Raw genomic sequence first — 17,168 nt, forward strand, 5'->3', positions numbered from 1 at the left:
AACAAGCCAAAAACGGTTCCTTCAGATTTTATGTAAGCTTACTTCTGGGCGCCTTCCAGCACTTCCTTTACATACCCGTGTACGTCTAGTCTAATGGGTAGCACCGTCTTGAAGACCACGTTCTCTCCGTTCTGCTTGGCCGGCGAAAAGCTGGGAAGGGAATTCACCACTTCTATCATGCGCTCGTCAATGCCATAGCCCAAACCCTTAAGCACTTTGGTTTCTTCTTTTCTGATGGAGCCGTCCTTGTTCAAGACGAGACTCAGCACAATAGAACCCTCCATCTCTTTGTCGGCGAACTGCACGGTGGGTTTGAAGTTCTTCTTGAGAAAATTAGTCAACGCTTTTTTGCCGCCCGGGAACGCAGGAGCCACCTCGGTGGCCACGTAGATTTTCTCTTCTATGGCAGTTTCCTGGGGCAGGGGCGTGCCGGCTACCTGGTAGGGAAGAGTGAATTTGACTCTGCGCACTTTGCCGTTCTGCTCTCCCGGAATCCAGGCGGGCATGGTCTGCAGCACCCGGGTAAACGCGGCGTCTACCGTTGGGTGCACGCCTTTTACCTTGACAACGTCATGCACCTTGCCCGTGGCACCCACGGTAAAGGAGAACAGCATGGTAGTGGCAGTGTTGTCATGGGGTAAGGATGCGGGGTATTGAAAGTTGCTGTTCAGGTATTGGTACAAAGCGTCTGTGCCCCCCGGAAACTCTGGCATCTTCTCTACAGAGTTGTATACCCTGGAAGTGTCTTCGGCCATTGGGGCTGAGGTAGGAAGGGCGGCGGCGGTTTGCGCGTTGGCGGCCAGGGATAGGCATAGCACAAGTGCCAGGCTGGTCAACACAGCCTTTACGGGAGAATGAGAAAGCATAGTTCGTTGTGATTTAGCCCTGAAAGATAAGAAACAGAATCTTTACTTCTCTGCCATAGCGGCTTAGCGATCCGTAAATTCTGCCCGAAACCGCAAATGCCCGTTCCTTTTCAAGAAATGGAATCGTATTTTTTTATCTGAGCCAGGCTGGCAAACGTTGAAGGGGTGGGTGCGCCAGGGAAAGTTTCGTGATTGGTATTACGTACTCCTGAGAAGCTCTGAGATGTTCAGTTTTTGCCGTGTTTTCCAGGAAATAGCCCAAAAACGTAACGTCCACCGCATTGTCTATTTCTGTATCTTTCCCTTCTCAAACAGCTGCTATTTTATGAAAAAGATATTCTACTTACTAGGGTTGGGTTCTCTCTTAGCTACTGCCCCAGCCATGGCCCAAACACCTTCAGTTTTTAAACCGCAGGAGCCGTTGGCGCATACTTATTCCATTGTGGCCAGAGACCCTGCCACCGGCGAGATGGCCGTGGCCGTGCAAAGCCACTGGTTCTCGGTGGGCACTTCGGTGAGTTGGGGCGAGGCCGGCGTGGGCGTGGTCGCTACCCAGTCGTTTACCAACAAGTCCTTTGGGCCGCGCGGACTGGCTTTGCTGAAACAAGGTAAGACCGCGCAAGAGACCTTGAAGATTTTACTGTCAACGGATGAAGGACGCGAGGTGCGGCAGGTAGCCATTCTGGACGCCAAGGGAAACGTGGCCACGCACACGGGCAACAAATGCATTAAGTACGCGGGTCACATTACAGGCAAGCAATTCTCAGTACAGGCCAACATGATGCTCTCTGACCAAGTGTGGCCGGCCATGGCCCGCGCCTTTGAGCAGAACGCTCACTTACCTTTAGCGGAACGCGTCTTGGCTGCCATGGATGCCGCCGAAGCCCAGGGTGGGGACATACGCGGCCGGCAGAGCGCGGCCTTACTGGTGGTGTCTGCCAAGAAATCTGACCAGCCGTGGCAGGAGCGGCTGATTGACCTGCGCGTAGATGATAACCCCGTTCCTTTAAAAGAGCTGCGTAGATTATTGACCGTGCAACGCGCCTATCAGCATATGAACAATGGTGATTTGGCCGTAGAGAAGAATGACATGGCGCTGGCCATGAAAGAGTACAGCGCCGCTGAAGCCCTGCAACCTGACAACCTGGAAATGCAGTATTGGCACGGCATCACCTTGGCCAACACTGGTAAGGTGGAGGAAGCCGTGAAGATTCTGGCCCCCGTTTTTAAGGCAGACAAGAACTGGTTAATCTTGACGGAGCGGTTGCCGGAGGTAGGGTTGTTGACGGTGTCGGCGGGGGATTATAAGCGGATTTTGAATGCCAGGTAGAAGGTAGGGCGTAGGAGGCTTGCCGTCATGACTTTGATGGTGTGACATAGGGTTAAGGATCACCTTTTATAACTTCTTTTTCTATGGCGCGGATTTGCTTCCGTGACTTGCTGACATTAGTTCTGTGCACTTCCGTTGGCCTTTCCTTCGTAGTTTCCGCCTGTTCCGGTGCGTACTCACTGTCCTGTTTCATAGTTTCCGGTAAGCGCTCACGGCCGCGAGGCCCCGTCCTGTCCCTTCGCACTGCTGTTGTTTGTGGGACTTTGTCCCTTCCGCCGCTGGCCGCGGCGCACAAACACCAGAGGCGCTCAGGACCAGGACTGGTTTAGGTCCCAATTCTGCTTTCGTTTGATGGTTGATTACCTGATTTCAGGTAATTGTGGTTACTGTCGATGCAGAGTCATGCGTGCTATCGCACGGCTGTAATCATCTTCTTTCCCGTGACCGGCCTGGCCTAATGGCCGTCAAGCGATTGTAGTGTCGTGGCACCTACACGAGGTGGTCCTACGCAGCGACCTTTTGTCCAGGTCAGAAGGCACGGTTCATTGCAACATCACTCACGTTCCTTTCTAGAAACCGAATCTTACTAAAGGGAGACTTTCCTGTTGCATGGGTACACGTCGTGTCGCTGCCACGACGCAACAGGGCAGCCTACCTTTTTCGACAGAATTATGAAGGGACTGCTACCTGCAAGGAACGCCTCTTAGGGCGGCAACTGAAATCTCGTTTCAGATTTTTTACCTTTTATTTCGCATTCAGAATTCTTCCTGCTAACTCGCTACTCAGAAAATTAGACTCAAGACATCTCATGAAATTTCCCTCTTTACAACATTTGGCGCTGGCAGCGGTGCTGGCGCTGCCGTTGGGCGCTTCGGCGCAGAACCAGGACTCTTTGCACATTAAAAAGATTTACGACGAGGCGCTGACTAACGGCAAAAGCTATGAGCAGTTGCGCTACCTCACTTCCCGCATTGGCGGTAGGTTGAGCGGCTCTCCGCAGGCGGCAGCGGCGGTGGAGTGGGCCCGGCAGGAAATGGAGAAGTTGGGGCTGGACCGCGTGTATCTGCAAGAAGTGATGGTGCCGCATTGGCAGCGCGGCGAGAAGGAGGAAGCCTACATTGTCAACTCCAAAATTTCGCCTACGCAACAGGTGAAGGTTATTGCCTTGGGCGGTTCGGTGCCTACGCCGGCGCAGGGCCTCACCGCCGAGGTGCTGGAAGTGAAAAGCATTGAAGAACTGCAGAAACTGGGCAAACGCAAGGTGCAGGGCAAGATTGTGTTCTTCAGTAGGCCGTTTGACCAGACGCACATTCACACGGGCTTGGCGTACCGGGGGGCGGTAGACCAGCGGTCGCAGGGACCATCGGCGGCAGCCAGATTAGGTGCCGTGGGCGTAGTGGTACGTTCCATGTCTTCGGCCCTGGATGATGAGCCGCACACGGGCGGTTTGCGCTACGCTGAGGATGCCCCAAAAATCCCAGCAGTGGCTATTTCTACCATTGGCGCAGAACTGCTGGGCAAACTGTTGAAGGACGACCAGGACCTGAAACTACACTTGAAGGTTAATTCAAAATGGTTGCCAGACGTGCTCAGCTACAACGTGATAGGCGAGATCAAAGGCTCAGAAAAACCAGAGGAAATCATTGTGGTAGGCGGTCACCTGGACAGCTGGGACAATGGCCAGGGTGCCCATGACGACGGAACCGGCTGCGTGCAATCCATGGAAGTCTTGCGCATGATGCGGGCCATGAACTACAAACCCAAGCGCACCATCAGAGCAGTCATGTACATGAATGAAGAAAATGGTCTGCGTGGGGGCACCACCTATGCTCAAGAAGCCAAAGCCAAAAACGAAAAGCACATTGCCGCCTTGGAATCAGATGGGGGTGGCTTTACGCCGCGCGGCTTCAGCATGGATGCCACGCCAGCCGTGTACCAGAAAATTGTAAGCTGGAAGCCCTTGCTGGCGCCCTACGGTCTGCATGAAATCACGCAAGACGGAGGCGGGGCCGATGTAACGCCGCTTAAAGCCAACGGCGCTGCGGTCATGGAATTTGTGCCAGACTCTCAGCGCTACTTTGAGATTCACCACACCGCCGCCGACACGTTTGACAAAGTAAACCAGCGCGAACTGGAACTAGGCGGTGCCTCTATGGCCGCTTTGATTTACCTGATGGACAAGTACGGATTGTAAGCTAGACGCAAGACGTTAGAGACAAGACATAAGAATCTTGTGAAACATAGAAAAAGCCGGTGACCCAATCACCGGCTTTTTCTATGCCCGCTGCCTGAATTTCTCTGGCGTGGTGCCGGTGTGTTTCTTGAAAAACCGGCTGAAGTAGGAGTTGTCTTCAAACCCTAGCACGGCTCCAATCTGGGCAATTGTCAAGTGTGGCGAATGAGTGAGCAGACGCTTGGCTTCTAGTATCAATCGTTCCTGCAAGAGGTCTGAGGTGGTTTTGCCCAGGTTCTGTTTGCAGAGTTCGTTGAGGTATTTGGGCGTAAGGTGCAGGGCACGGGCGTAGAAGGAGATGGGCTGGTGCTCCAGGTAATGCTGCTCCACCAGGTTCTCTAATTGGTACAGTTGAAAGGGCCAATTCGGTGCCTCGGGCTGTCTTTCTGCCTTGGGGTACAGACGGGCCAGTTGAATCAGGAGCAGTTCCAGGTAAGCTCGTAGCGCGTCCTGCTGAAAAGTGCGCGCCTGGCTGTATTCCTGCTGCATCTGCTGCAAAAGCTGCTGTATAGGCAGCATGTGCTCCTCACTGGAAAACAACACTGGCGGGTGCTGCCAGGACTGGAAGAACGGAAACTGCCGCAAAGTGTCGGCTTCCTGAGTGCCTCGGTAGAACTCTGCCGTGAAGAACAACAGCGTGCCTTGTGTGTCTGGGGCCAGATCCCAGGCGTGAACCTGGCCGGGCGTCAGGAAATAGAAGCTGTTGGCTTGAATGGGATGGGCCGTGAAATCAATGGTGTGTGTACCAGCGCCGGTTTTTACATACAGCAGCAGGTAAAAATCGTGTTTGTGCGGGGCCTGCACGAAGGCGTGTTTGGCTCTATGCGCCTGTAAATCCACTACATGGAAGCCGTTGGCCAGGGCGCGGGCCGCCGTGAAGTCTGGGATACGGTAAACGGGCAGTTTCTGGGGCATAGGCACAACAGCACGCGCGGCGCTGATTTTGGCCTAATTTCAGAAAAATAGCCTAAAAACGAAGCATTATTAATGCCCTCTGGCCTGCGGCCGAGAAGCAGCGGCGGGGTCATAGCCAATGAAGATGTTGATCCAGATGGCGCGGGAAAGTTTAAAGATGGCCGGCAAGAACAAGAGCAGTGACAGAAGCAAGGCCCCAATGAACATCCACAAGGTAATCTCGTCAGAGAACAGCATCATCAGCCCCACCACGGCCAACGTGGGGCCAGACGTAAGCGCGTAGCTCACAAACATGGCGCCGTAGTAATAACCGGGTTCGGGTTCATACACCTGCTGGCAGACCGGGCACTGGGGCAGCATCTCAGACATCTTGCGCCAGCCCAGCAGGCTGTTGTTCGCAAATAAATCTCCTTCGTGGCAACGGGGACATTTGAGCTTGGCAATGCTGTAAAGTTTAGAACCTTTTCCTAACATGGTCTTGAGGTGTTTGTCTACTACAAAGGTACGGCCAATTCATGACCCAGGATAGGACAAAAGACGGTAGTTGCGGTAGTGGACACGGTTGCCCCACAAAAGCCCGCCTTCGTTTTTGGGCAGTTTCCCAGGAAACTGCCCAAAAACGAAGGCGGGGGTGCTTACTCCTCAAAGCAAAAGCGGTTAATTGCTCACCCGGTTCTCTTCTTCAGAAGTGCTGGTTCTGCGGTTGCGGGCGGTCTTGATCTTGTTGTTGCCAAACTTGTAGCTGAAACTCAGGTTCAGGCGGCGGCTTTCCCACTCGTTCTTCCAGTACATGTTGACGTTGTTGTAATTCAGGCGGGCCCTGAAGCGGGATTTGTCAAAGATGTCATTCAACTTCAGGCTGAGGGTGGCGCGGCCATCCAGAAAAACCTTCTTCGCGCCAATGTTCATCTGCGTGTTAGCCTGCGCCTTGAACAGCCCAGACACCGACGGCGAATTGTAATACAGAGAATATTGCAGGCTGTAGTCTTTGGGCAGGGTGAAGTTGTGGTCGGTGCTCAGGTCCCAGCTGAACTGCTCCTGGTTGTATTGTTCGCCTTGCACCGGTGTGGTCACTTTGTTCAGGCTGCCTTGCGCCTGCAGGTTGGCGCTCCACCATTGGCGAACGGGCAGGGTGCCGCCGCTGCTAAAGCTCAGGGAATGGGCGCGGCTCAGGTTCTGCGAGGTACTGATGCTTTCCTTGGTCACATCGTTCTGGCTCACCACTTCCATCACAAAATCATTTTGCTGCAGGTAGCTCACGCTCAACACCTGAAAATTCTTGAACGTGTAACTGAACATCAAGGAGTTGGAGAGCGAAGGCTGCAAAAACGGATTTCCCTGGATGCCCATGTACGGGTCTGAGTAGAACGTGAACGGGTTCAGGCTCTTGTAGTTGGGCCTGCTGATGCGGCGGCTGTACGAGGTGGAGAACTGATGGTCTTCATGGGGCGCAAAGCTGGCAAACACGCTGGGGAACAGCTCCCAGTAATTGCGGTTCACGTTGCTTTTAGTAGTGCGGGAGTCTCCCTCAGAAATGGTCTGCTCGGCGCGCAGGCCGGCTTTCAGGCTCAACGCTTTGCTTACCTGCTTGCTCAGGCTTACATAGGCGGCGTTGATGTTCTCACGGTACAAAAAGTGGTTGGTGCGGCGGGCATCGTTCTGCCAACCATCTTCCTGCTGGCGCTCAAAGTGCACGTTGGCCTCGGTGCGTACCCAGCTGCTTTTCCAACCGGCCTCGGCCTTCCATTGGTTGCCAAGCGGGTGCACGTAATCCAGTTTGAGGGCGTAAATCTGCACGGCGGCCGTGGCTTGGTTGCGCAATCCCTCTAGTTGCCGGTCCTTTACCACGGCCTGCCCGAAGTACTGGTTGGTAAAGTTCTCCTGGGTGGCATGGCGGTAGCGCACGTAATCTGTGTCAAAGGTGAGGGCGCGGCCGGTACTGTCTATGTCAAACTTGTAGTTGAGGTTGAGGCTGTAGTTGCGAGAGGAAATGGTGCGCGGGTTGAGCATCTGCACAGAACCAATGGCGTTGCCGGGAATGTCATAGTTGATAGAGTTGCTGGTGGTCATGGCCTCTTCGGGTGAGGTGTAGCCTTTGAGCATGAGGCCCACCGTGTGCTGCTTGTTGAGGAAAAAGTCTCCGCCGGCCACCAGGTTGGCGCTTTTGGTGATGGGGTGCCAGTAATTCACAGACCGGTAGAGGCTGTCCCGGATGGTGCGCTCCATGGTAAGCCGATTGTAGGAATTGTAGTGGCCGGTGTTCAGGCGGGTGTAGAAACTGAATTTGCCCAGGTTGTAGTTGAGATTCACCCCACCCGACACTTTTTCATACGTGCCATAGCCCGTAGACAAAGTAGCGGTGCCGTTCATGCCTTTGGTGAGGTCTCTTTTAAGTACAATGTTGATGATGCCCGCTGTGCCTGCCGCATCATAAGAAGCAGGTGGGTTGGCCATGAATTCTACCTTGGTGATATTAGAAGCCGGCAAAGACTTCAGGTACGCGCTCAGTTCAGTGCCGCTCATGTAGGTCATCTTGCCATTGATCATCACGTTCACGCTGCTGCTGCCCCGGTACACAATGTTGTCGTCTTTGTCCAGGCGCACGCCGGGTGCGTTCTTTAGGATTTCCAGAGAGTTCTCGCCGGCGGTATTCAGCTTGTCCACGTTTAAGATCAACCTGTCTGCCTGTTGTTCCAGAACCGGGCGCTGGCCCTGCACCACTACTTCTTTGAGCGCAGTGGTTTTCTCCGTGGCCTTCAGCAAGGGCACCTGCACCGGCTGGGAACCCACTTCCAACGCCGCACTCAGCACCGGATGGAAATCTATGCGCGAGGCCTTGACTACATACCTACCCGAAGCTACTTTCTCAAACAGGTACGCGCCGGCCTCATCGGACATTTGAGCGTTGACCAGGGCAGAATCTGGTAAGCTCAGCAAAGAGACGGTGGCGTAGGCCAGAGGTTGTTGCCGGGCGTCCTGCACATAGCCTTTGACGGTAGCGCTGTTCTGGGCCAAGGTGTTAAACGTGAATAACAAGCTTGACAAAAACAGGAGGGAAGTAGTGCGAAGGGTAGCGGTTGGGTTCATAGCGGCAGTGTTTGGGTTAACAGATGACCAAAGGTGCGGCAAACGGTCCTCGGCTTAAAATAAATGATCCCAACCCCGCCAATAATTATCCCAAACCCGTTTTTGGGCTGTTTTCCAGAAAAGAGGCCAAAAACAAGGGTTGGCATCAGGAAAGAGGGGTTTGGTGTAAAAAATGCGGAACTTACCGTGCAGCTTTTCTAGCTTTGGCCTATGAGCAAGAATAAGATTGTCCTGTGCCATGTGGTTGCCTGGCTTTTGTATACAGTGTACTGCTTTGTGGGCATTTACATAGAAAAGCCCCAGAACCAGGAAACCATTTACTGGCTGCAGCTTTCCTTTATCCTTTGCATGGTCATAGAGTTCTACTACTGTTACCTGTTGGTGTACCCGCTGTTCCTGAACCGCGAGCGCCTGCTGTTTCTGGTGGTGGCCTGGGCGGGTGCACCGTTGCTTTTCATCCTGTTCAGGTACCTGCTGGAAGAGACACTGTACCCGGTGCTCCTGGGCTTCAGCAATTACGGCGATGACACTACCTTTGAGTACATTTTCTTTGATAACTTGTATTACGCTACGCCCATGGTGGTGCTGAGCCTGGTGGTTTGGAGCGTGCAGGAGGCCTTCCGGAAGGAAAAGGAAAACAAGCTTTTGCGCCAGGAGAAGACCCAGGCCGAGCTGGCTTTTCTGAAATCACAAGTAAACCCGCATTTCCTGTACAACACGCTTAACTACCTGTACGCCCAGGCCTACCCGGTCTCTGAAAAACTAGCCGATGCCATTCTTAAACTCTCTGACATGATGCGGTATATGCTCCATGAGAGTCCAGACGGCAAAGTGGCCCTGGAGAAAGAAGTTAACTACCTGCGCAGCTTTATTGACATCTTCAGACTGCGGTTTGAGGACCGGTTCTTTGTAGACTTCACCGTAGATGGTCACGTGGACGGGCAGCAAATAGGAGCCTTGGTGTTGATTCCGTTTGTAGAAAATGCCTTTAAGCACGGCGTGGCGGATGACCCGCAGGTACCCATCCACATCTCCTTGATAGTCATGCCCCATGGCCTGAAGTTTACCGTCACTAACCGCATCTCTGGCAGCCAAAAGGACCAGACCACCGGCATTGGCTTGAACAACATCAGGAGGAGGCTGGAACTGCTGTACCCCCATCAACATGAACTGCTCATAAAAAATGACGGGCAGGTGCATGAGGCGTATCTTGAGTTGAGCAACCTTTAAGAATCGTTTTTGGCTTGTTTTCCAGAAATTAGGCCAAAAACGACTTACTGTAGCTAGTTCATTCCGCGCATTTTGTATCTTCTATTCCTAATTCCTAATTCGTAATTGAAAATGATCAGGTGCATTTGTGTAGATGATGAGGCCTATGCGTCTAACCTGTTGAAGGCGTACATAGACAAGATTCCGTTTCTGGAGTTTGTGGGCAGCACCACCAGTCCCATTGAGGCGCTAGGCTGGGTAAGCGACGGCCGTTGTGACCTGGTGTTTCTGGACATTCAGATGCCAGAGCTCACCGGCCTGCAATTCCTGAAGCTGGCCGGTGCCAAGTGCAAAGTCATCCTCACCACGGCCTACCCAGAATATGCCTTGGAAGGATATGAGCATGATGTGGTGGACTACCTGCTCAAGCCCATCGCGTTTGACCGGTTCTTGAAAGCGGTGCAGAAAGCGCAGGCCGTTTTGCAACCAGCGGGTACCGTCCCTGCGCCGGCGGCGGTTCTTCCGGCAAATGCTTCTCCGGCTGCCACAAATCCTCCGGCAGACTACATGTTTGTGAAAGGCGAAAGCAAGAACAAATTCCTGCGCATTAAATACGCAGACATCTTGTACATTGAAGGCCTCAAGAACTACGTGTCTTTGTACCTGCCGCAGCAGCGCATTGTCACCTACCAAACCCTGCGCGACCTGGAGGAGCAACTACCCCAGCCGCCTTTCTACCGCGTGCACAAGTCCTACATCATCTCCATTGACAAGGTGAACATGATTGACGGCCACACGCTCTACATCCAGGAAAAGGCAATACCCATTGGCGAGACCTTCCGGGACGGGTTCTTCAAATTAATCAGAGAGAAAGACGCGTCTTAGGTTCTGGTTCTTTTGGTGTTTGTGTATGGCGTCTCTCCTGAATCCTGAGGGGACGCTTGTTGCGTTCAGGCCAATCGTTTTTAGCCTCTTTTCCAGAAAATACCCCAAAAACGGCATCTTACTTGTTAAGCCTGAAAAAAAAGGAAAACAATTTAATTCCTAATCGCCTGTAATAAAGCAGGGGCCCAGGCTACTAACACTGGTACACCAGTGAACCTGTAGAAAGCGGCATTTTAGGCCAGGAAAATCATAGAAGGGAAAGGCTCTGGCAACGCTCAACATTCTCCAGAATTAGGGCAGCCAGATGGATTTTCTTATATTTATTCCTAGAATATTTTAGCGCCTCTTCAGTCACGGCTACAAAAGCACCTTTTATTTCCAATACAAACCCAAATACAACCCTATGTTTTCAAAGAAGCATTTTTTCGTTGCGGCAGCAGCGGCCATGCTCTCTTCTACCGCAGCGCAGGCGCAGAAGGTAGAGTTCACAGAGTATGATTTACCCAATGGCTTACACGTGATTCTGCACCAGGACAAGTCTGCCCCCGTGGTGGCGGTGTCCGTGATGTACCACGTGGGCTCTAAAAACGAACAGGTAGGCCGTTCTGGCTTCGCGCACTTCTTTGAGCACTTATTGTTTGAGGGTTCTGAGAACATCAAGCGCGGCGAATTCATGAAACTGGTGTCCAGCAACGGCGGCCAGAACAACGCCAACACCTCGCATGACCGCACCTTCTATTATGAAGTGTTCCCAAGCAACCAGTTAAAACTAGGCTTGTGGCTGGAAAGCGAAAGAATGCTGCACCCGGTCATCAATGAAGTGGGCGTGAAAACCCAAAACGAAGTGGTGAAAGAAGAGAAGCGCATGCGCATTGACAATAGCCCGTATGGCCAGTTCGCGAATGCCATCTTCAAAAATCTGTTCTCTAAGCACCCGTACCGCTGGCAGCCCATCGGGTCCATGGAAGACCTGGACGCCGCCAAGCTTTCTGAGTTTCAGGCGTTCTTCAAGAAATTCTACGTGCCTAACAACGCCGTCCTTTCCATTGCCGGAGACATTGACATAGCCCAGACCAAAGACCTGGTAGCCGCTTATTTTGGGTCAGTACCTAAAGGAGAGCCGGTGGTGTACCAAAAAGTAGAGGAAGCGCCTATCACGCAAATGAAAGTAGATACGGCGTATGACTCTAACATTCAGATTCCGGCTATCATGTCAGCGTACCGCGTGCCGGGCATGAACACCAAAGACTCTAAAACCATGCAGATGATTTCTTCTATCCTGTCAGGCGGTGCCAGCTCTAAGCTGTACAAGAAGATGGTAGATGAGAAGAAGAACGCCTTGCAGGTTGCGGCCTTCAACTTCGCGTTAGAAGACTACGGTGCTTATATCACGCTGGCCTTGCCTAATAACAACACGCCCTTGAACACACTTTTAGCTGATATTGACGCTGAGGTAACTAATCTGCAGAACAACCTCATCTCTGAGGAGGATTACAAGAAGATTCAGAACCAGTTTGAGAACCAGTACGTGACGGCCAATTCCAGCATGCTGGGTGTGGCAGAAAACCTGGCCAGCGGCTATACTTTCTATAACAAGGACACCAACAACATAAACCAGGAGTTGGAGACCATCAGAAGCATTACGCGCCAGGACATTCAGAATGCGGCTAAGAAATACCTGCAGCCAAATTCACGCGTGGTGTTGTATTACCTGCCAACACCAGCCAAAAGCGCTAACTAATTTCAAAAGTATTTTGCCGCCTCCAAGCTCTTAGGGCTGGGTGAGGCGGCTTAAACAAGAACATACCATGAAGAAATATATTTTGATTGCCGCCAGTGCTTTGTTGCTGTTCAGTGCAGAGGCGCAGGTGAAAGTAGACAGATCCAAAAAGCCAGCCGCGGGTCCGGCGCCGGTCATCACCTTAAAAGACCCGGTTACCTTTAAATTGAAGAACGGCATTACGGTGTTGGTGGTAGAAGACCACAAGCTGCCCAAAGTGTCTGCTTCTTATTTCATTGACGCAGGTCCCATCACCGAAGGCGCCAAAGCCGGTGTGGTAGGCTTGATGGGCCAGATGCTCAATGAAGGCACCAAGGACATGACCAAGGCGCAGTTTGATGAGGCCGTGGACAAGATGGGCGCCGATGTAGGACTTTCGGCCTCGGGCGGAAGCGCCTCTGCCTTGACCCGTTATTTTAACGAGGCGTTTGCCTTGATGGGCAAGGGCTTGAAGAACCCGGCGTTCACGCAGGAGTCGTTTGACAAGTTGAAGTCGCAGACCTTGACCGGCATGAAGAGCGACGAGAAGAACGTGAAAGCCATCTCGGGCCGCGTGGTAAATGCCTTAACCTATGGTAAAACGCACCCAAGCGGTGAGTTTGCCACCGAGGAAAGCATCAAAAACCTGACCCTAGCCGATGTAAAAGCGGCGTACGCCAAATACATCACCCCGTCTAGAGGTTACTTGACCATCATTGGAGACATCAAACCAGATGCCGCCAAGAAACTAGCCGAATCTGTGTTAGGTGATTTGAAAGGCCCGGCCCTGACTTTGCCTAAACTGGCTGCGGTGCCCAACCCAGCCAAGACCGAGATCAATGTAGTGGACATGTCTAACGCGGTGCAGTCTGAAATCACGGTGACCAACCTGGTAGACCTGAAGATGAACAACCCAGACTACTTCCCGGTGCTGTTGGCTAATCAGATTCTAGGTGGTGGTTCTGAAAGCCGCCTGTTCAACAACCTGCGCGAGAAGCACGGTTTTACATACGGTGCCTACTCTAGCATAGGGTCAGGAAGGTTCCAGACGGATTTCTCTGCTTCTGCCTCTGTGCGTACCGCTAAAACGGACAGCGCCGTGGTGGAATTCATCAATGAGATCAACAAACTGCGCAATGAGAAAGTATCTGATGAGGAACTGGCCAGCGCCAAAGCCTTGTACAATGGTTCTTTTGCCTTGGGCTTAGAGAACAAAGGCCTGACGGCTTCTTTTGCCCGCAACATCTTAATCAATGACCTACCCAAGGACTTCTACAGAACCTACCTGCAGCGCGTGAATGCGGTTACTAAGGAGGACATCCAGCGCGTGGCTCAGAAGTATTTCAACAGCACCAACACCCGCGTGGTAGTGGTGGGCAACGCGTCTCAGATGCTGGACAACCTCAAGAAACTGAGCTACCCGGTTAAACAGTATGACACCTTCGCCAATGCTATTGCTGCGGGTGCCTCTGCGGCGGCCACGGCCAATGTAAAAGCGGTAGATGTGTTCAACAACTACATCAAAGCCTCTGGCGGCGAAGCCGAACTGAGAAAGGTGAAAACCATTCTAGCCAACATGACCATGAACATGCAGGGGGCCAGCCTGGCCGTAGAAGCCAAATACATGGCTCCTAACCTGGAAGCCATGACCATGACCATGGGCGGCCAGCCCGTGGTGAAAACCAGGTTCAACGGTACTACCGGTTACCAGGAGCAGATGGGCCAGAAAAAGGAAATGACCGCAGAGGAGATCAAGGAGAAAGCCGCCATCACTGGTTTGTTTGAGCAACTAGACTACGTCAAGAACCCCGCCTTCAAAGCCGAAGTAAAGGGCATGGAAAAGGTAAACGGCTCTGATGCCTACAAAGTGCAGGTAACGTACCCAACCGGCAAAACCAAAACCGAATTCTATGACGTGGCCAGCAAATTGTTAGTCAAGAGCGAAGAAGCTACCACCGCCAACAACATGACGGTGAACAACAGCACCGAGTATGGAGACTACAAGAAAGTAGGCAACATCCTGTACCCGCATTCTATCACGTTAACAGTATCTGCCGCCGGTCAACAGCAAGTACTGGATATGAAAGCCCAGTCTGTGAAACTGAACGAAGGCGTTACCGCCGCAGATTTCAACTAAGCAGCGTTCTAATCTATATCAAAAAGAGGGAACAGGTCATTATGTCCTGCTCCCCTTTTGTTTTCTTCAGCTTCCGTTTTTGGCTTATTTTCCGGGAAACAGCCGAAAAACGGAAGGCAATGGCTCAGTTCTTTGATCAGAGATCTCCATTCATTCCTTCTGGTTTACTTAACGGTACCAGATCTTCTTGACCCTTTCCATTTCAGGTTCGTTTCTTATAGAGGACATTGCGCCTTATGCGTTGTCTTTTACCTCAAAAGAACACCTCATGGAAATCACCCAAATAGTCTTGGCCAGTCGGCCGAAAGGAAACCCCACCAAAGAAAACTTCAGGTTTGAAAAAGCTCAAGTGCCAGCCTTGCAGGAAGGACAGGTGTTGCTGGAACCGCTGTATATCTCAGTGGACCCTTATATGCGCGGCCGCATGAACGACGCCAAATCCTACACTCCGCCCTTTCAAGTAGACGCGCCACTAGAAGGAGGCGTTGTGGCCAAAGTGGTGGCGTCTAAAAGTGAGGCCTTGCAACCCGGCGATGTGGTGCTGGGCGCCTTGCCTTGGGCTACGCAGGCCATTGCAGACGCAAAGAAACTTCAGAAGATAAATACCCAGCTAGCGCCGGCTAGCTATTACCTGGGCATTCTGGGCATGCCGGGCTTGACGGCATATTTCGGGCTGCTGGACATTGGGCAGCCGAAGGAAGGGGAGACGGTGGTGGTTTCTGGAGCGGCCGGAGCCGTGGGCATGGTGGTAGGCCAGATTGCCAAGCTCAAAGGATGCCGCGTGGTAGGTTTGGCGGGCTCAGATGAGAAAGCAGACTTGCTGAAAAAGGAGTTCGGGTATGATGACGTGATCAACTACAAAACCACCCAGAACCTGCGCAATGACCTCAAAACTGCCTGCCCGAACGGCGTGGACGTCTACTTTGACAACGTAGGCGGCGAAATCACAGATGCCGTCATTTCGCTCATTAACTTTCATGCCCGCTTGGCTATTTGTGGCCAGATCTCCCATTACAACGACGAAAAGCCGCAACTGGGCCCACGATTCCTGCCTCTTATCCTAACCCGTAGCGCCCTCATCAAAGGCTTTATTATGAGTAACTACCACGCCCGCTTCCCTGAGGCTATGCAAGAACTGGGCGCTTGGGTCAAAGAAGGCAAACTCCACTACCAAGAGACCATTGTAGATGGATTTGAGCAACTGCCCGAAGCCTTTCTAGGATTGTTCACCGGCCAGAACCAAGGCAAGATGCTGGTGAAGGTGTAAAATTTTTGTTAGCATAAAAACGGGGAAGCCTCTTGAACTCCTATGCTCAAGGGGCTTCCCCGTTTTTGGCCTTTTTCCCCGAAAAAAGGCTAAAAACGCTTAGCCAGGTTTCTGCTAATTTGCGGCAGAGGCGAAGTAGGGAGGTCCTCTATGCAAGCAACTCCTTTATCGCGTTGTCTACTTTCTCAAACTGAAAGCCACTCAAGACCTCATCCATTAAACCATTAATCTCGGAGGTGCACAGATTCCCGATGCTGCCTTCATGGGTGTGCTTTATTTCTTGAGGGCGTGCAAACTCGCCTTTCTCAATGGCTAGGCCAACGTTTTTGTAGGCATCTCTAAACGGCACGCCATTGAGTACCTGGTTGTTCACCACTTCCACACTGAAGAGGTATTGGTATTTCTCATCTTTCAGAATGTCCGGGTTCAGTTTCAGGTGAGGGAGCATGAAGGTCATCATCTCCAGGCAATTCCTGATTTCTGTGAAGGCGGGGAAGAAGCTTTCTTTGAGCAGTTGCAGTTCGCGGTGATAGCCAGAGGGCAGGTTGCCAAGAAGCATCTGAATCTCGGTGGGAAGGGCCTGCAGGCGGTTGCACTTGCCGCGCATGATTTCAAAAACGTCTGGGTTCTTTTTGTGTGGCATGATGCTGGAACCGGTGGTCAACTCGTCGGGCAGGGTCACAAACGCGAAGTTCTGGCTCATGTACAGGCACACATCCATGGCCATGCGGCCCACGGTGCTGGCAACAGAGGCCAGGCCCATGCTCACGCTACGCTCGGTTTTGCCGCGGCCCATCTGCGCGTACACCACGTTGTAGTTCAAGGCCTCAAAACCAAGCAGGTCGGTGGTCATCTGGCGGTTCAAAGGGAAAGAACTACCATAGCCGGCCGCCGAGCCCAAGGGGTTTTTATTGCTGATTTTGTAGGCGGCCTGCAAGAGTTGAAGATCGTCTACCAAACTCTCTGCGTACGCGCCAAACCACAACCCAAACGACGACGGCATAGCCACCTGCAGGTGCGTGTAACCGGGGAGCAGGAATTCTTTGTTCTTCTCGCTGAGGTCCTGCAACGTGGTAAACAGCGTATGCACGGCCTCTACGGTCTGCCGAATTTCATGGCGGATGAACAGTTTGAGGTCCACCAATACCTGATCATTGCGGGAGCGGCCACTGTGGATTTTCTTGCCAGCTTCGCCTAAACGGCGCGTTAAGAGGAGTTCCACCTGAGAATGTACGTCTTCCACGCCCGGTTCTATTTCAAACTCGCCGAGTTCAATGCTCTGGTAAATTGCCTTGAGTTCGCGCTGCACGGCGGCCAGGTCATCGGGATCCATAAGCCCGATGCTCTCCAGCATGCGGGTGTGCGCCAGGGAGCCCAGCACGTCAAAAGGGGCCAGTTGCAGGTCTATTTCGGCGTCTTTGCCCACGGTGAATTTCTCAACGTTCTGCGCCACGGAGGTTTCTTTTTGCCAGAGTTTCAT

General features: G+C 52.4%; 13 protein-coding genes. 8 read left to right on the forward strand and 5 right to left on the reverse strand.

Annotated features, from left to right (window positions below):
- Window positions 1–38: 38 nt before the first annotated feature.
- On the reverse strand, window positions 39–866 hold the full coding sequence (locus GU926_RS16345) for an energy transducer TonB (protein WP_160693757.1): 828 nt from the start codon (window positions 864–866) through the stop codon (window positions 39–41).
- 325 nt (window positions 867–1,191) lie between these two features.
- On the opposite strand from GU926_RS16345, the gene GU926_RS16350 reads away from it, so the two are divergent.
- Window positions 1,192–2,196 (forward strand): DUF1028 domain-containing protein, encoded by a 1,005-nt coding sequence (locus GU926_RS16350; RefSeq protein WP_160693759.1) that lies wholly within the window; start codon window positions 1,192–1,194, stop codon window positions 2,194–2,196.
- Window positions 2,197–3,004: 808 nt separating this feature from the next.
- Window positions 3,005–4,390 (forward strand): M28 family peptidase, encoded by a 1,386-nt coding sequence (locus tag GU926_RS16355; RefSeq protein ID WP_160693761.1) that lies wholly within the window; start codon window positions 3,005–3,007, stop codon window positions 4,388–4,390.
- An 81-nt stretch (window positions 4,391–4,471) separates the two neighbouring features.
- Here GU926_RS16355 and GU926_RS16360 read toward each other — a convergent pair whose 3' ends face one another.
- The 3 genes from GU926_RS16360 to GU926_RS16370 all read right to left on the reverse strand — a co-directional run bounded on the left by GU926_RS16360 (window position 4,472) and on the right by GU926_RS16370 (window position 8,431).
- On the reverse strand, window positions 4,472–5,344 hold the full coding sequence (locus GU926_RS16360) for a helix-turn-helix domain-containing protein (protein ID WP_160693763.1): 873 nt from the start codon (window positions 5,342–5,344) through the stop codon (window positions 4,472–4,474).
- A gap of 69 nt (window positions 5,345–5,413) precedes the next feature.
- Window positions 5,414–5,818, reverse strand: coding sequence for a DUF983 domain-containing protein (locus GU926_RS16365; RefSeq protein WP_232058365.1), 405 nt, complete (start codon window positions 5,816–5,818; stop codon window positions 5,414–5,416).
- Window positions 5,819–6,001: 183 nt separating this feature from the next.
- Window positions 6,002–8,431, reverse strand: coding sequence for an outer membrane beta-barrel family protein (locus GU926_RS16370; RefSeq protein WP_160693765.1), 2,430 nt, complete (start codon window positions 8,429–8,431; stop codon window positions 6,002–6,004).
- A gap of 23 nt (window positions 8,432–8,454) precedes the next feature.
- Here GU926_RS16370 and GU926_RS16375 point away from each other — a divergent pair, with 23 nt between their 5' ends.
- The 6 genes from GU926_RS16375 (at window position 8,455) to GU926_RS16400 (ending at window position 15,688) form a co-directional block, all read left to right on the forward strand.
- The gene (locus tag GU926_RS16375; protein WP_160693767.1) at window positions 8,455–8,655 is read left to right on the forward strand and encodes a hypothetical protein; all 201 of its coding nucleotides are present in this window, start codon (window positions 8,455–8,457) and stop codon (window positions 8,653–8,655) included.
- Window positions 8,642–9,661: a sensor histidine kinase gene (locus tag GU926_RS16380; RefSeq protein WP_160693769.1), complete on the forward strand. Its 1,020-nt coding sequence runs from the start codon at window positions 8,642–8,644 to the stop codon at window positions 9,659–9,661. The genes GU926_RS16375 and GU926_RS16380 overlap by 14 nt, the downstream gene beginning before the upstream one ends.
- A gap of 111 nt (window positions 9,662–9,772) precedes the next feature.
- Window positions 9,773–10,525, forward strand: coding sequence for a LytR/AlgR family response regulator transcription factor (locus tag GU926_RS16385; RefSeq protein WP_160693771.1), 753 nt, complete (start codon window positions 9,773–9,775; stop codon window positions 10,523–10,525).
- Between the two features lie 403 nt (window positions 10,526–10,928).
- Entirely contained in the window at window positions 10,929–12,266 is a 1,338-nt protein-coding gene (locus tag GU926_RS16390; protein WP_160693773.1) for a M16 family metallopeptidase, read from the forward strand.
- A 67-nt stretch (window positions 12,267–12,333) separates the two neighbouring features.
- Entirely contained in the window at window positions 12,334–14,421 is a 2,088-nt protein-coding gene (locus GU926_RS16395) for an insulinase family protein (RefSeq protein WP_160693775.1), read from the forward strand.
- A 268-nt stretch (window positions 14,422–14,689) separates the two neighbouring features.
- Complete coding sequence (locus tag GU926_RS16400) at window positions 14,690–15,688, forward strand: NADP-dependent oxidoreductase (RefSeq protein ID WP_160693777.1); 999 nt, start codon at window positions 14,690–14,692, stop codon at window positions 15,686–15,688.
- A gap of 148 nt (window positions 15,689–15,836) precedes the next feature.
- Here GU926_RS16400 and argH read toward each other — a convergent pair whose 3' ends face one another.
- Window positions 15,837–17,168, reverse strand: a complete 1,332-nt coding sequence (gene argH / locus GU926_RS16405; RefSeq protein ID WP_160693779.1) for an argininosuccinate lyase — start codon at window positions 17,166–17,168, stop codon at window positions 15,837–15,839.

The sequence above is a fragment of the Nibribacter ruber genome (assembly GCF_009913235.1).
GTDB classification, from domain to species: Bacteria; Bacteroidota; Bacteroidia; order Cytophagales; family Hymenobacteraceae; genus Nibribacter; species Nibribacter ruber.

Bases quoted from the DNA above. Each gene is read 5' to 3' on its own strand.
- GU926_RS16355 (WP_160693761.1), top strand. From the start codon at position 3,005: ATGAAATTTCCCTCTTTACAACATTTGGCGCTGGCAGCGGTGCTGGCG.
- GU926_RS16390 (WP_160693773.1), top strand. From the start codon at position 10,929: ATGTTTTCAAAGAAGCATTTTTTCGTTGCGGCAGCAGCGGCCATGCTC.
- GU926_RS16350 (WP_160693759.1), top strand. From the start codon at position 1,192: ATGAAAAAGATATTCTACTTACTAGGGTTGGGTTCTCTCTTAGCTACT.
- GU926_RS16345 (WP_160693757.1), bottom strand. From the start codon at position 866: ATGCTTTCTCATTCTCCCGTAAAGGCTGTGTTGACCAGCCTGGCACTT.
- GU926_RS16385 (WP_160693771.1), top strand. From the start codon at position 9,773: ATGATCAGGTGCATTTGTGTAGATGATGAGGCCTATGCGTCTAACCTG.
- GU926_RS16375 (WP_160693767.1), top strand. From the start codon at position 8,455: ATGACCAAAGGTGCGGCAAACGGTCCTCGGCTTAAAATAAATGATCCC.
- argH (WP_160693779.1), bottom strand. From the start codon at position 17,168: ATGAAACTCTGGCAAAAAGAAACCTCCGTGGCGCAGAACGTTGAGAAA.
- GU926_RS16360 (WP_160693763.1), bottom strand. From the start codon at position 5,344: ATGCCCCAGAAACTGCCCGTTTACCGTATCCCAGACTTCACGGCGGCC.
- GU926_RS16400 (WP_160693777.1), top strand. From the start codon at position 14,690: ATGGAAATCACCCAAATAGTCTTGGCCAGTCGGCCGAAAGGAAACCCC.
- GU926_RS16365 (WP_232058365.1), bottom strand. From the start codon at position 5,818: ATGTTAGGAAAAGGTTCTAAACTTTACAGCATTGCCAAGCTCAAATGT.
- GU926_RS16395 (WP_160693775.1), top strand. From the start codon at position 12,334: ATGAAGAAATATATTTTGATTGCCGCCAGTGCTTTGTTGCTGTTCAGT.
- GU926_RS16370 (WP_160693765.1), bottom strand. From the start codon at position 8,431: ATGAACCCAACCGCTACCCTTCGCACTACTTCCCTCCTGTTTTTGTCA.
- GU926_RS16380 (WP_160693769.1), top strand. From the start codon at position 8,642: ATGAGCAAGAATAAGATTGTCCTGTGCCATGTGGTTGCCTGGCTTTTG.